This window comes from Pseudofrankia coriaricola (assembly GCF_032027725.1).
Lineage (GTDB): Bacteria > Actinomycetota > Actinomycetes > Frankiales > Frankiaceae > Pseudofrankia.
Genome location: NZ_JASNFO010000002.1, coordinates 411,087 through 425,954, shown reverse-complemented (window position 1 = coordinate 425,954; position 14,868 = coordinate 411,087). Strand labels below are relative to the sequence as shown.

General features: G+C 66.4%; 9 protein-coding genes. 5 read left to right on the top strand and 4 right to left on the bottom strand.

Features of this window, described 5'->3' with window-relative positions:
* Positions 1–1,065: IS110 family RNA-guided transposase (locus tag QOZ89_RS03860; RefSeq protein ID WP_312622965.1), on the top strand; the 1,065-nt coding region annotated here is incomplete at its 5' end.
* 594 nt (positions 1,066–1,659) lie between these two features.
* On the opposite strand, the gene QOZ89_RS03855 is transcribed toward QOZ89_RS03860, so the two are convergent.
* Positions 1,660–2,553, bottom strand: coding sequence for an alpha/beta hydrolase (locus QOZ89_RS03855; RefSeq protein WP_241841826.1), 894 nt, complete (start codon positions 2,551–2,553; stop codon positions 1,660–1,662).
* Between the two features lie 308 nt (positions 2,554–2,861).
* Between QOZ89_RS03855 and QOZ89_RS47150 the strand changes: the two genes are divergently transcribed.
* The 4 genes from QOZ89_RS47150 to QOZ89_RS03840 all read left to right on the top strand — a co-directional run bounded on the left by QOZ89_RS47150 (position 2,862) and on the right by QOZ89_RS03840 (position 5,148).
* Positions 2,862–3,383 (top strand): restriction system modified-DNA reader domain-containing protein, encoded by a 522-nt coding sequence (locus QOZ89_RS47150; RefSeq protein ID WP_397428672.1) that lies wholly within the window; start codon positions 2,862–2,864, stop codon positions 3,381–3,383.
* Between the two features lie 125 nt (positions 3,384–3,508).
* Positions 3,509–3,835 (top strand): hypothetical protein, encoded by a 327-nt coding sequence (locus QOZ89_RS03850; RefSeq protein ID WP_071049628.1) that lies wholly within the window; start codon positions 3,509–3,511, stop codon positions 3,833–3,835.
* 195 nt (positions 3,836–4,030) lie between these two features.
* The gene (locus QOZ89_RS03845; RefSeq protein WP_312622976.1) at positions 4,031–4,753 is read left to right on the top strand and encodes a hypothetical protein; all 723 of its coding nucleotides are present in this window, start codon (positions 4,031–4,033) and stop codon (positions 4,751–4,753) included.
* A 251-nt stretch (positions 4,754–5,004) separates the two neighbouring features.
* The gene (locus QOZ89_RS03840; protein WP_312622963.1) at positions 5,005–5,148 is read left to right on the top strand and encodes a hypothetical protein; all 144 of its coding nucleotides are present in this window, start codon (positions 5,005–5,007) and stop codon (positions 5,146–5,148) included.
* 1,787 nt (positions 5,149–6,935) lie between these two features.
* Here the strand turns inward: QOZ89_RS03840 and QOZ89_RS03835 are convergent.
* From QOZ89_RS03835 to QOZ89_RS03825, 3 genes are read right to left on the bottom strand one after another with little or no spacing between them, the layout of a single operon-like run.
* Positions 6,936–8,777, bottom strand: coding sequence for a DUF8724 domain-containing protein (locus QOZ89_RS03835; RefSeq protein ID WP_312622962.1), 1,842 nt, complete (start codon positions 8,775–8,777; stop codon positions 6,936–6,938).
* 1 nt (position 8,778) lies between these two features.
* On the bottom strand, positions 8,779–12,645 hold the full coding sequence (locus QOZ89_RS03830; RefSeq protein ID WP_312622961.1) for a helicase-related protein: 3,867 nt from the start codon (positions 12,643–12,645) through the stop codon (positions 8,779–8,781).
* Complete coding sequence (locus QOZ89_RS03825; RefSeq protein ID WP_312622960.1) at positions 12,642–14,498, bottom strand: DISARM anti-phage system protein DrmE domain-containing protein; 1,857 nt, start codon at positions 14,496–14,498, stop codon at positions 12,642–12,644. The genes QOZ89_RS03830 and QOZ89_RS03825 overlap by 4 nt, the downstream gene beginning before the upstream one ends.
* Positions 14,499–14,868 lie beyond the last annotated feature (370 nt).

The following is a 14,868-nucleotide window of genomic DNA, read 5'->3' as shown; positions in this document are numbered from 1 at the left end:
ACCGGGGTTTTCTGGAAGCCGGTCTTCCACATCCTTGAGGACGTGATCGGCGAGTGCTGGCTGCTCAACGCCCGGCACCTGCGCAACGTCCCGGGCCGCAAAACGGACGCGGCCGACGCTGCGTGGATCGCCGAACTCGTCGAGTACGGCCTGGTCCGCCCGTCGTTCGTCCCCCCGCCGCCGATCCGGGAGCTGCGCGATCTGACCCGCTACCGCAAGGCGCAGATCGAGGAGCGGACCCGCGAGACCCAGCGCCTTGACAAGGTCCTCCAGGATGCGGGGGTGAAGCTGTCCTCGGTGGCCTCCGACCTGCTGGGGGTCTCCGGGAAGGCGATGCTGCAGGCGCTGGTCGCCGGGACCACCGATCCGGTGGTGCTCTCCGAGCTGGCCCGCGGGCGGCTGCGCCGCAAGCTGCCCGCGCTGCAGGAGGCGCTGACCGGGTTCTTCACCGGCCACCACGCGATCATCGTGCGGGAGATCCTCGCGAAGCTCGACTACCTCGACGAGGTGATCGACCGGCTCTCGACCGAGATCGACCGGATGATCGCCCCTTTCGAGGCGAAGGTCGCCCTGCTGGACACGATCCCCGGGGTTGACCGCCGCACCGCGCAGTGCCTGCTCGCCGAGATCGGCGACGACATGACCGTGTTCGGCAGCGCCGAACACCTCTCCTCCTGGGCGGGCCGCTGCCCGGGCCAGTACGAGTCCGCGGGCCGGTCCAAGGGTGGAAAGACCCGCAAGGGCTCGAAGTGGCTGCGGCTCTACCTGCACGAGGCCGCCCGCGCCGCCTCCACGACGAAGGGCACCTACCTGTCCGCCCAGTACAAACGGATCAAACCCCGCCGCGGCGCGGCCAAGGCCCGCGTCGCGGTCGAGCACTCGATCCTCGTCGCGATCTACCACATGCTGGAGCGCGGCGAGCCCTACCACGACCTCGGCGCCGACTACTTCACCCGCCGCCAGGACCCCGCCCGCCATGCCGAAAGACTCAAGGCCCAGCTCAACGCCATCGGCTACGACACCGTCATCACCAAACGACCCGACCACGCCACCCAGGCCGCCTGACCCGGCGCGGTCACCCCACCGAAGGTGCCCGTTCCAGCGTGGGCGCCCACCGGAAGGCGCCTGTCCCAGCGTGGTCGCCTCGCCCTGGGCCGCGTTGCGCTGATCGGTCACGTTCTATTTCCCTCTAGGAGTGCCACGGTGGTGCGTCCGCCGACCTTCAGCGCGGTCCGCGATGCAGGCCGAGCGATGCCACTGCGAGGTCTCGACCGCTGCTGAACGGCCCTGAACGAGACCAAGACTGAGACCGCATGGCTCGCGCGGCGACAGGTGAGTGTGGCACAGCGCGGCAAGAACCATCGCCGAGGCCGCGTGACAAGTCCCCTCCCCGGCCAAGGGCTTGGGCGCCGGGATCCGGCGTTGATCGACGTCGCCCAGGTACCCTGCCTTGGGAGCCGAGACTTTGACCGGTGACGTGCTGTTGCTGGAACAGTGCTGCTCTAGCCATGTGGAAGTGTGCGGCCAGCATCTATCCGGTTGGACTCGGCTGATTGTCACGCGGTCGGACGCCGTCCGTTCTCGTCCCGTCCCCGCCGCGACTCCTGGGGCAATGGATCGGGCCGAGCATCGTCGCCCCGGGGGCTGGCCGCCGTCCCCCTACTGACCGAAGGTCCGGGCCAGGAAGGTGACGGTCGGGGCAAGCTGGGTGCGCATGAAGGCCGGGTCCTCGTGACCGGCTCCGGGCAGCACGGCCAGCGTTGCGACTGACCCGGCCGTCCGCAGCGCGTCGTAGAGCCGCCGGGCCTGCGCGACCGGCACCACGCAGTCGGCGTCCCCGTTCGCGATCCGGAACGGCGGCAGCGACCGTCCGGCGACGATATAGGTGAACGGGTTCTCTGCCGGTCCGAGGTGGCCTGGGATGCTGGCGAAGTCGGTGGGGCCGTACCAGTCGACGACGGCCTGCACGGTGGCCGGGACATCGGAGTTGCCCAGCGCGGGATCGTCGAAGACCGTGCGTTGGCCGCCGGTCAGGCCGACCATGATCGCCGAGTAGGCGCCGGCCGAATTGCCCCAGGCAGCGAACCGGTCCGGGTCGAGGCGGTAGCGGGTGGCGCCCGCTCGCAGGTAGCGGACGGCGGCCTTCGCGTCCTGGACGGCGGTGATCGGGTCCTGCTCGAGCCGATAGTTGATGCTGGCCACGGCGTAGCCCCGGGCGGTCAGCGCGGCCACGTCAGGCACCTGGACCTGCACGACGTCGTTGCAGCTCGTGGGCTTGGGCGGGGTCACGGTCGGGTCGTACCGGTCGGCGATGGAGCTCTTGTCACCGGTCCGCCAGCCGCCGCCGTGGATCCAGATGACCAACGGCGCCGGACGGCCCGCGGCCGCGGGCAGGTAGAGGTCGAGCCGCTGCTCCGGGGACGTCCCGGCGTAGGCCACGTCGTAGACCGTCCGGGGCGCCGACACCGACGACGCCGACGACCCAGCGGCCGCGGGCGTCGCCGCGCCGCCGGACGGGCTGGAGCCGGCGCATGCGACCAGCCCCAGGACCATCGCGCCCACCCAGACCGTCGCCGCCAATACCCTGCCGCACCGCGGGAGGCGAGTCGACGGACCGGCGGCAGAGAGTCTCATGCCGTGCACTATCCGCCGGAACTACTTCGGTCGCGGCGGCTGCCCGTTAATTCCGAGGCACAGCGTGGAGACGAGGAAGAATACGCCGCCGAGCAGCCGGACACCCACCGGAGCCGGGGGCACAAACGTTTCAGCGCCTTTGCCGCTGAGCAGGGGCTGACCAGCGGATCTGGTCGCCGCGGACGCTCGACTTGCCGCGTCCACCCGCCGCGAAGCCTTCCGGCGCAGTGGGCGGCGAAGGCGGTGACGGTGGGAACGATGTCGCCGCCGATGACGACGGAGCACGCCCGCGGCGGCAGCGCTGCAACGCGACCCCGGCAGACCTGATCGATGCCGGCCGACTGCGCGCCGGCGAGCGGCTCGTCGGGAGCCGTCGCGGCCGGCTGTTCCCAGCGACCGTGACGGCCGACGGCCGAATCCGCACGGCCTCCGGCGAAATCCACCGCTCGCCGAGCGCCGCGGCCAAGGCCGCCACCGGAGCTTCCAACCGGGCGACTGGCGGTTCTGGCGCGTGGAACGAACGACCCGCACGCTGTTTGAAACCCGTGCTGAGTGCCCGCTGTCGTCCGGCGTCCGGCAGAACGGCTGAGGAGTTCGGTTTCGCCGTCCGCGCCGTACCGTCGACGCCCAGGCCGCCTCGCGGACCGCGCTGGGCCGTTGACAACCGCCGCGGCCGACTGGACGCCTGCGTTCGAGATCGTCGACCTCCGAGACGATCTCGAGACGACGGTCGGTGTTCACATCAGTGAGTTGGTGTCGTCGACCAGGCCGCGGGGCGTCTGACCGCGCAGGGCCCAGGCCAGGTACAGCACGGCCCCGAATGCCAGGTAGTAGGCGAGATCAGGTTCGCCGCGACCGGGCTGTTGCCGGCGGCGTGGGCGGCTTTCACGCCGTCGAGGTAAAGGCGTCGGGCGGCTTGAGCGTGGCCGGCGTCCATCGCGACCCACCCGGCGAGCTGACACAGCTCCGCGACAGCGGACAGCAGTCGATATCCGAGGTGCTCGTCGTAGGCGGCGTCGTCGAGTACGGCGGTCGTGGCGGCGAGTTCACGGGCGACCAGCTCGTGAAGGTGCTTGCTGGCGTTGTCTCTGGGGGCTCGGACCTACGCCGGCCGTCGGTCGCGAAACCGCTGGTGGCGGCGATGCGGTGCGTTTCGGGTGAGGGCGCGTGGCTCAGTCGCGATGCCGGTCACCCTGTTTGACCAGCGCAAATAGCTCAACGATGATCGTTCTTGGGTGCCCCCGGCGGGGAACCTCGTAGAAGGGGGAGGCGCTGACCTGGGTGTTTCTGTCGGGCAGCTGGTCGTGGAGGCCAGTTTCGAGGTCCGGCAGGGCAGGCGATGAGCGCATCATCGCCGGTTCCGGCGTCGGACGCACGTGGACGCGGTGTGGCATTCATGGCCGTGACTGTGATCATGGAGCTGGTGGTCGGCCTGACGTTTTTGTTCGGGTTCGGCAACGTGTGGCTGCTGGCGCTACGGCTGGGGGTGCCGGTCTATGTGGCGCCATTGGTCGCGCCGGCGGTGGATCTGTCGGTCCTTGGCCTGTTGATCGCGATCCGGGGGCTTGCCGTACGGGGTGCGCCTCGCGCGGAGATCCGGCCGGCGCGTCGGCTGCTGGTGTTCGCGAGCTTTGTGACCTTGGCGCTCAATGTCGCTGAACCGGTCGTTGCTGGGAATCTGGGCAAGGCGGCGTTCGACGCCGTCGGCCCACTTCTCTTGATCGGCTGGGCAGAGGTGGGGCCGGGCCTGCTCCACGCCATGCAGCCGGTCGGTTCGCACGGCGCGCCACCGGTTCCGGAGCCGGCGCAGGCCGCTGGTGCGGAGGGAGAAGGCGGCCAGAACCGGCAGGTCGCTGCAGGGATGCGCGGCGCGGTGACGGGGCCGCGTCGGGTGGATCGGAAGGCGCGGGAGCAGGATCTGCTGCATCGGGCTCGGGCTGAGGAGGTGCTGCACTGGCAGGAGCACCAGCGGCCGATCTCCGCGGAGACGCTACGTAAGCGCCTGCACGTCGGCGCTCCGACCGCACGCGGGCTGGTCACCCAGCTACGCAGCGACATCCACACCCGGATCGGCACGGCCAGCGGCCCTGCCGGTGGCGAGCCGCACGAGGCCGTGTGACCTATTGGAAGGCGGCGAGCCCGCGCTTGCCGTGTCGGTGGGCGCGGGTCGCCGACGAGACCTATGCCCATTGCGGACCTGACTCGCTTCCTGGCATCGATCCGGATGAGCGCACTCCGTTCGACTGTGACTATATGGTTACGATGCGTCTTGTGTGGGGGTAGCGGCTCGGATGGCTGTGGGGTGCGTCAGTGGCAGGTGTCTCGGGAGGTTCGGGTGGGCGGGGTCATGGGCGTCGTGAGCCGCCCGAGATGGTTTTCACCGTCGAGGTCATGACCGGTCCCTACGCAGCCGACCTGGCCCGAGCGCAGGCCAAGGCGATCCGAGACGTCTGCGACTGGCTCGCACAGCAACGCACCACTGACCCTCCGCCGGACGAGGCGACCGACCCTTGAGCACGCCTGTGAAGGTGCGGCGTGAGGTCTGCGGGCGACGCCTAGGCCACGGTCATCGCGAGCTGGATCGGGATGGACTTCTCCGTCGAGGTCGAGACCGGGGTCGAGGGTGAGCGCCTAGTCCGGGTAGAGGCCGATGCGATCAGGGAGATCTGCAGGTGGATCGCGCAGTGACGTGCCGCCGACCCCTCGGAAGGCGGCGAGGGGCTGCGGGTTGGAACCGGCCGGGACGAAACACCGGGCCCATCACTCCGGTCGGCACTGGTGAGTGGCGCTAACCGGCCAGGGCGCAGGACGCCAAGTCCGAGAGGCCCGAGTGCTCTCGCCTCGATCCTGGGCCATCCGTGTGAGCCACTCCGCGATCCAGAGGTTGCGGGCTGCCAGACTCCGGCGTGGCAGCTTAGGAACCGAGGTGCGTAGGTTCTCAGCCTGAGACTGGACCTAGGAGAGGAGGGCGGGTGGGAAGCCAACCCCTCAGTACGGGCTGGCGTTCGTTGCTGTTGGCGAGCGACGAGGCGGATCAAGCCGAGGCCCTGATCGATCCTCTGATAGATGTGAGGGCCCACCTAGGTGTCATGGCTGGTCCGCGGCGGCGCGGACCGGTGTACCGATGGCTGCCATACAAGGAGGCATTCTCCCCCGGCCTCGTCGAGGCCATACTCGAGCATTGGAAGAAGATCGACGGACCACTCCTTGATCAATTTGCTGGCGTCGGCACGAGTCTGCTCGCGGCGGCTGCGAGCGGCGTCCCGGCTCTCGGTGTCGAGTTGCTCGCGTACCCACGGTGGGCAGCGAACGCTGTCTTAGGCGCGGCGGGCGCCGATCCTACGGCTCTTCTCGAGCTTTCGAAGAAGGCCATCGACCTGAGCACGGCGGTCGACCAACCGATGCTGCCAGTGCCGGCCGCTGCTTGGGCGCTTCCACCGGAGGTCTTGGGGCGGCTGGTTGGTCTGCGGGAGGCACTTCCGCGCCGGGGATCTTCGCGGGAAGCGAATCTTGCGCATCTCGCGCTGCTGACCGCCGTAGAGCCGGTCAGCCAAGCGGTGAAGGACGGGACGAGTCTCCGCCACCGTGAGCGGCGCCGGGCTGGGCGTACGGTCCGGCCTGGCCGAAAGAATCAGCTGGTGACAGATGGGGACGTCGAGGGCGCGTTCCGTTCGGCCGTCGAGCGCATGGTGGACGATTTGGAGCATCTACCGTTACTTCCAGCCGGGACTCGGGTTCTTGCTGGTGATGCTCGTTGTCTTCCGATTGAGGCGGGCGCCGTTGGTGCTGTCTTGACTAGCCCTCCTTATCCGAATCGATATGACTATTCTGCTGTCTACCAGCTTGAGCTCGCCTTTGGTGGCTTCGTCAAGTCGAACCAGGATTTGCGAACCGTTCGTAGATCGTTGCTGCGGTCTCACCTGGAGGCCCCAGATCTCGACAGTCCCGCTCTTCGGGACCCTGCATGTCTGCAGGTGCTGTCCCGGGTCGCCAGGGCCGCCGATGGCGCTGAAAAGCCGGACCGGCAACGGGGGCGCGCGCTGCGGATGCTTGTCGGCTACTTCGATGACATGACACGAGTCTTGAGCGAGACCCGGCGTGTGCTGCGGCCGGGCGCGCCGGCCGCGCTGGTCGTGGGAACGCAGACCTACTTCGGTGTGCCCGTGCCTACGGATCGGATGCTTGGGAGCATCGCCGAGGGCGTTGGACTCCAAGTCGAGGGCCTGTGGGTGCTGAGGCACAAACGAGTCGCTGTGCAACAACGAGCACACGGTGGGGGAGGTCGTGAGAGCGTACTCCTGCTACGGCGTCCCGCCTGACTGGCGAGCACCGCTAGTGAATAGAAATCCTTCAGTGATGTTCTGTGGCCCTCCGCCTACCAGGTAGCCGCGGTCCAGCCCCCTATTGAAGCTTTCACAGCCAAAGGCAACGGCTAGACACTTATGACAACCGCCGCGCTCGGAAAGGCAAATGGGGTCGTGCACACAGGTCCAGGCGGCCGATGCTGCGGACTCGAGCCATCGTCGGAGGTGCTGTTCGGCGAGGGTCGCGAGGCCGCCCAGGTTGAAGCTCGTGTATTTCGCTACATAAATGAGTGTGCTCGCCTGTCGCTCCATGAGGTATTCGCTGACGCTGTTGGACGAATAGCTGGAGTGCGCTGCGAGAGCATGCATAAGCAGGTGGCTGTATGCATGTGTCGCCCGACGGATAGCCTGCGCCGCCTCGCCTGGGTCTCTGGCGCAGGTCGTGTCCAGCAGCCACGCCCGGGCCAGTGGGTCGCCGGCGTTGGGGGGTGGGGGCGCCGCCCAGCCGTTCGCGGCGCACCAATGCCAGAGGATGAGCGGATCGAGTTCGATAAGCAGGCCTTCGGTACGAGCTTCTACAGCTACCAGGGGTAGACGATCGCCTTCATAGTGCGGCAGCGGCTTGAGCTGTGCCCGGGTCGGCTGGTTGTGTTCGCGCGTATAGCCGTAGCCGATGAGTGCGATCGGGAAATCGCGGACGACGCTGACCCGGGCGAGGCCTTGATCGCGCGCGGCGGTGAGCCCATCCTTCACGCGGCTCGCCAGGGTGGGATGGCCGTCGGCTTGCAGGCGGTCGGAGATCGAGGCGAGATCGTCGACGGCGTGTTCGGCGTATAGGAAGGCGCGTTCCATGAGGCGGCGATCTGAGCGGGCTGTGTGGAACGTATCGGCCGTGAGAGCGTTCTCGGTCGCCTCCAGCGCGGGTGTGTCGCCGCGATTCGCATTCACGGCGGCGCTGAGTTGGTCAAGAATATCGGGTGGCAGGTCCGGCTGGAGATCCCGAAGTCGCTGTAGTGCTTCTTGCCCAGCTTGACCGGTCTTGGGTCGTCGTCCGCTTGCCTCGTCGGCCAGTCCGGCTAGGTCGGTAACCGCTCCGAGGTAGTGGCCAAGGGCGTAGTGCACGCCACGGGGGGCGGCCAACGCCGCCGTGAGGCGGGTTCCTCCGACGCTGACGAGCGTCAGATGGTGGCCAAAATAGGCCTGGCTGTCGCGGACGGTGACCGGCCGCCGCACGGCGTCCGCGGCTGAAGCGCCTGGACCCCGCCAAGTCATCCCGCAATTGCACCGCCGGAATGTGATCTCCAGTGGACGTCGGCACGTGAGGCAGCGGAATCCAGCGGTGCGGAAAGAACGGCTGTCCTCAAATGCGACCGGTCCGCTGGAGTGTTCCGGGCAGGAGGGTATGCGAAGGTCGGCGCGGGCGCCGCAGGAGTGCACCGTGAAATATCGCATCTGCTGATAGACGCCGGTGCGGCACTGCTTGCACGTACGCCGCTCTGGAATTTCCTCGACACGTTGCGCGCGAATTAGGTGTCCGCAGGCTCTGTTGCTGCAGAAGAGCCAGGTTGGGAAGACGTCAAACTCGACGGAGCGGGGCTCGACGAGACGGAACTCGTCCTCGTAGTCAGTCACTGGGCTGGGAAAGCCAGTGGCGACACCCCCTTGGGCGCGCCAGATCTCGAGCGTGTGTTCGAGTGCCTCCAGGACCGGAGCAATCCGGAGATCGTTGGGTGATCCGCCCGTGACAGCTCGCGTTTCGCAGAAAATCCCCGCCGCCTCGTGCTCAAACACCTGTCCCGGGAGGTGAGAGTATTCGACAGTGACGCGGGAGCGCTCCACGTTACCCCTCCTCTTCGTCGGAAATGACCACGTCGTCGTTGGTGGCAGCGGTGCCGCCGAGGAACTGAAAGCGTCGGCGGGCGGGATAGTTTACTGCCCCGAAGTCCGCGCTGGTGTCGACATCGCGTAGGCTTCGCGGTGGTCTAGGCCGAAGTGAACGGCTAAGCAGCATCTCGTGACCGGCTTCAATCGATTCGACGCGGGCCGACGCGAGATGATCCACATCGTCGGCGAATCTTTGAGCCATGTGACGGTCAAGCACCGGAGCGGTGAGCCCGTACGCCGCCCTGAGGGCGTGCCGGAGGAGGCGGATTGGGTCGGGACCGGTTCCTGCAGCTGCATGTGCGCGCATCCGCGCCAGAAGCTGTCGGGCCTGGTCAGCCCTGGTCAAATCCTGCGGCCCACCCGCAGCTGCGGGCCCCAGCGCGGATGTGTCGCGCCCCCATTGTTGAATGATTATAGCGGCGATTAGCCCGCTGACCGTCTTGAGCGGACCGTGCGTGCTGAACCTGTTAAGGGCGACAGGTTCGACGAGGACATTAACGTGTTCGTGTTGTGGTTGGAAAAAATGGAAGACGCTTCGATCTCGGACGTAGTTCCGGCCAAGGGCGGTGAAGACTATGCCAACGTCCGTTCGCCCGGCGCGACTACTGGCCTGCACATAGTAGGCAACTGTGCTCGGCATCCCCAGGACGAACAGAAGGTTGAGGCGCTCTAGGTCCACTCCATGGCTGATGAGGCTCGTCCCGGCAATGCCTGCGAGCCGTTCAGAAACATCAGAGGACGCGGTCTCGCGCTCGACGCGACGGATTGCGTCGCTGATTTCACCGAGTTTGTTCTGGCCGTTGAGGCGAACAGAACCGAAGCCGGGAGGGCGCAAGGCGGCGTGTCGCTCGTTGGCGGCCTGAACGCGGTCGGCGTCTGTCTTGCGATTGCAATAGTAACCCTGGAGTTCATAACGGAAAAGAAACTCGGTAATCTCATCAGGATTGATGTCCTGGAGCCCGAGAAGCGATACCGCGTCGACCGGATCGCTGTTTCTCAGGCGGCCGATTTCATCGCGTATCGCAAATCCTGTGGCGAGCGACACGTCGAGTGTATCCATCTGCGTGGGAAGGGTACCGACGAATACTCGGCGCACCAGGTCATCATGCTGCCGGGCGTAGAAGCTCTGGCCGTCCTCCCAACCGTCTGTCGGGAATCGTCGTGGGCGCAAGGCGTAGAGCTGAGTTACCTGATTTGCGTAGTCGCTAATTGTCGCGGTAGCAGCCAGGATTTTGCTAGGCAGTCCACTGCCGACGACACAGAGGTGCTGCCACAGTGTCTCGTAGTGCGCCGCGAATGTCCCCAGCTCCTCGCTAAGAAGGTGCAGCTCGTCTTGGATGACAAGTGCTGGCGCTGGGTCCTTGATGGCTATCTCTTCCCATTCTGTCCTTTCTCTGTTGCAGAACTGGCGTGCTAGGCAGCGTCCAGCGCGTCCCTGGGGATAGGTGATGTAACCGTGGTCGGGGCAGCGGTGGGTTGGCCCGTGAGTGAGATGACTGACATGCGCGTTGAAGGCCAGTGAGGCAATCTTGTCGACGGTGCAGACAACTACGGAGGGCAGATGCCGGAATACCTCGTCATCGGAGATATCGACCGGTAGCGCCTCACCGCATGTGCGGCACCGGTGCCGTACGACTACGGCTACCGGATCTGGTTCTAGAACGACCGAAGAGCTAGCACAGAAGGGGCATGTGGGGATGACGGTATTGGCCCGCCGCCATTCCTCTCCCTGGCGCGACATTGCGGCGACGTCTCGCCACCTTTCGTCCGCCGGGCTTGTGATCTTGTTTGGTGTATTGGCGCTTCCGACCCAGTAGCCGAGGCGGAACTCCTCCCCGGGATCGGCTCGGTTGCGGCGTACCTTTTCACACGAGGCGATTAGGCGCAGTACGCGTTCTAGCTGCTGGACTGAAAGCATCCGCAGTGGGAATCGGATCATGCTGGTAACACCGGAATGCTTACCGCGGAGTCGGTCGAAGAAGAGCGCGACAGCGACTATACCGTAGAGAGCTGCGCTCTTGCCGCCTCCAGTCGGGAACCAGAGAACATCAGCGACGTCCAGCTCGTCGAGGTCGGACAAGATCTGCCGTGGCTCGCCGCGTCCATTGATCCATGCTTCTTTGTCCGCAAGAGGAGCCTCGCGGGCGACAAGAGCTGGAAGATTGCATACTACGTAGATGATCTGAAAAAGCCGCCATGTGGTCGTGGTTGATTCACCCAGCTGGTTCAGGCCTTCACGCGTGTTGAAGAGAGCGAAGGCCTCGTTCGCGCGGATGAACGCACCCCCAATGCCTCGTCCGCCTTTCGCAATGTCGTTCGCGATCAATTCTAGACCTCGGGTGAACCGACGAACCTCGTCGGCGAATGCGTCGCGGTCCGCGGCGCATGCGGTCAGAGCAGTCGGAGGCAGGGTCGGACCAGACCTCAGGTAGTCGTCCCAATCCCGGAGGAACCCAATCATGTGATCAAGGAGGTGTCGTAGAGGCGGCAGTGGGTCGGTCGCAAGTTCGGAAAAGGAGGGTTGTAGCTCGGGGCGTGACTCATAGACTTGCTGACGGTAGATCGGCATCGTCGTGGTGGTGAGGCGTCCGTCAGCATGAAACGCAGCCTCGTCCAGGCAGCAGAAGCGACCGTGTGCCCAGACGCGTGGTTCTTTGCGATAGTCCCGCTCGACTACCCGGTACTCGCTCGGGATGACTGTTCCGTTGCCGATCGCGACGCTGAAGCCGGCGTCGTAGAGGGAGACCTCTGGCGTAAAACCTTTATCTCTGGCAGGATCTGGCGACTCGTTGACGAGGGTCACTGCGAGGCGAATGGACTTATCAGGGGTGCGCTGGACCGTGGCCTGAAAGGCAACCTTCGGCAACGGCGTCGCCCAGGTTGCTCGCTTATTGGCGTGCAGGTAGGCCGCGTACGACTCCTCTCCCTCGATCACCGCCTGACGCGGGATGCGCGTGGCGCTCCTTCCGGCCATGGGAACGAACAGACCGCCCGGCGCCCCTGAAGGCGGGAAGGAGGCTGTTCGGACGATCTCGGCGTGCTTGGTGTCGTAGGCGGAGCGCTCGCCGTACGTGTGGGGTCGCGCATCCGTAGGAACGGGTACCTCAAGCGCGTGCTCCACCGTGATCTCGTATCGGCGATAGATCAGCCGGAGCTGGTCTCGTGCTCCAGCGCCTGCCGCGTTAGCTACGGCGGAATCAGAGCCCGGTGAGCCAGCCTGCACGCCCGCGACGCTCGCGATGACTGCAGCCGCTACATCAGGCGGAAGGTCGACGAGTTGGTCTTCGCCCGGCGTCGTTGGCGCGATGAGCCCTGGCAGGTTGACGCCGATACCGTTGGCTCGCGCGTCGAGTTCGCTGTCGGCTTGGGCGATGTCGTCGTCTGTATCTCCCGGAGACACTTCCGGGTCGTCGGCCGAGGAGAGCCCTGACCGCTCGGCCTGTTGCCCATGGGTCGGCAGATGCTGCAAGTAGATCGCATAGCGCGCGCTGACCTTGAGGACGAGTGTCTCCGCGCAGGCCGAGACGAGTGCGGTCAGACCCATCTCGCTGGCTGGCAGGCGATCGACGGGGACACCGGGTTCAAAGGGTGTCCCGGAGGGCGACGTGGCAGGCGGAGTAGTCGTCGACTGGCGTGGCTGCGGCGACAGGACACCTAGAACGACTTGCTCACGGGGTCGGCGATCCTCGAGTTGCTGACCCTGCTCGTCGCGCCCGGTCAGCCGGTTGCGGGCGACGCCGATAAGGTGCTCGGCGAACCGAACCTGGTCTTGGTTGCGCTGCACGCGGGCACTGTGCGGGCCGCTGGCGCCGGTCTGGATCACGTAGTCTCTCGTTTCCTACGGAAGTCGTTGTCGGCAGGTTGATCCGGAACCCTGGCCGACGCAGCCGTGGGGACCGGATCCGCGTCGAGGACGCGCCACACGGTGATCTGGTCGAGAAGATCGGGCGCGTCTGGGCCAAGAGCGTCTTCGAGACGACTCCTGATCTCATCTCGGCTGCGAGAGGGATCGGCGAGGACTCGCCCGATGTCTTGGTGCACAGCCCGCAGCCTTCGCATAGTCTCGGCGATCGCTTTTGCTTCGTGGTTGACGAGGGGATGCCCGGCGAGGCGGCCGATCCGGGCGACGTCGGAAGCGTCACGAGGTCCGATACGATCGTCGTCGGTCCATTGCGCTACCGCGCCCGAGCTGATGGTTGAACCTTCGGAACTCATCTGCCTGGTGAGTTCCGCGGGACCACCCGCCAAGCTAAGAGCCTCCCGGAGGGCTTGGTCCCAGGCGGCGAGCAGCATTTGCGTAACCGGCCCGCGAGTTTGCACGAGTAGTGATCGGAAGCGATCGAATGGGCTGCAGCCGTCGAGTCCCACGAGAAGCATGCCGGGAGCGATGTCCGCTACGGCAAGCCGTTGTGTGCGGTCACCGAGTACGCGCATGACGAGGGTTGCCAGGGGGAGCCATACCTCGCAGGGCCGCGAGCCATCGCCGACTGCGAGAACCTCGAACCGTCGTCTCGGCGCGGGACCAGACGGGCTGGCATCTCCTTGGCCTTCCAAGGCTTCATTGAGCTCGTCGACATCGTCGATGTCCGGCAGGCTGGTCGGCCCCAGATCTGGGGAGACGCGGACGCCGAGCGCGGCGAGAGCCACGAGATCAGCGCCGCCGAGCAGACCGGCCCTGATCGGCGCGGCGTCGGCGACGTGGGGGGCCGCCGGCACGGCGCTCACGATGACGGCAGGCGGCACCACTGTGGGCACCGCGACGGTGAGCGTTGGGGGAAGCAACGCCGCGAGCAGTTTCTCGTCCGGAGGGATCTCTGCGAGCGCCCGCTGCAATAGCGCTGGTAGGCGTCGTGTCTCGTGCTGCCAGCACAGGACGTTCAACGGACCGACGTCGGCGCCGACCACCCGGCGGAGTTTGTCCCTCGTCGGCAACCCAATCAAGACGGAACAGCGAGGCGGCCCCCACGGCTGCACCTGACGCAGCGACCGCACGACCAGAGAACCATCAGTGGGCACGGGCACGCCGGCCTCGACGAGATGCGCAACGAGCGCGTCTCGGGCCGTGTTGCTGGGAGTCACGACGTCGAGGCTCATGCCCTGACGCACGCCCCTATCGATGCGTTCGAGGAGGGCCTCGGCCTTCGCGTTGCCAATCAGCAAGGTGCGATGCGCGGCCAGAATGGCCGATTTGAGCGGTCCCCAGACTGTTTCTGCCCAACCCCGCCACGCAGGACCGAGGTCCCGTGCTCGAACTTCCTCCAGATCCTCGAGACGTTCCGTCAGCGTCCGGGTATGCCAACGGCCGCAGGCTGCGTCATAGCAATCCAGCGGTACAGCGAGTTCGTTGAGCCGAGCGAACATGACGGCGGCCTCGAGCACGGGCGGAGGCAGGGGCCCGGAGGGACGTGACGATGAGAGGAGACGACCAGCTGTGGCCAGTTCGGGTAGCGCACCGACCTCGAGGGCCGCGGCGTGTCCCCGGACCGACGCCAACGCGGTCAATTCGTGGGTTCCGGCCGGGTCGGCTGCGGTGACGGCCGCCCAGCCGAATGACATGGGTGTCGACGGATCGGTAGCGGCAGAAGGCATCCCGAACAGGACGATCGTGCTCGTCGACCTCGCATCGGCCCGGGCGCTTTCGATCCACGGGTGGGCATGGTCATCAATGGCATCCACGACGGTGACCGACGAGGCTGGGCGCTCGCTGGGCAACCCAGCGCCGGGTGACCACAACAGAAGTCGATCAGTGGGGCGGGGCGGCCGTGGTCGGCCGCCGCCTAGCGGAACAACCTGGCCGTCCTGGCGGAGGCGACAGGGGTTTACCACGATAGAGATGGCCACGCCTGCCGCGTCGAGGGCAAGAATCTGACTGCGACGGACAGGGTTGCGGGTCACGAGCACGACCGGCCGTGGATCTCGAGGTGTAAACGGTGACGGGAACTCCGGCAGACGAAGCGCGGCAGCGTGGACAGCCGCAAGCACGGGAAGGCGGGAAAGTCCCGAGATGATCGGTAGCGTGACTGACGATCCCGTCTGCCCCGCTAGA

Coding starts and splice junctions, on each gene's coding strand:
- QOZ89_RS03855 (WP_241841826.1), bottom strand. CDS start 2,553: ATGGTCCTGGGGCTGGTCGCATGCGCCGGCTCCAGCCCGTCCGGCGGC.
- QOZ89_RS03840 (WP_312622963.1), top strand. CDS start 5,005: ATGGTTTTCACCGTCGAGGTCATGACCGGTCCCTACGCAGCCGACCTG.
- QOZ89_RS03845 (WP_312622976.1), top strand. CDS start 4,031: ATGGCCGTGACTGTGATCATGGAGCTGGTGGTCGGCCTGACGTTTTTG.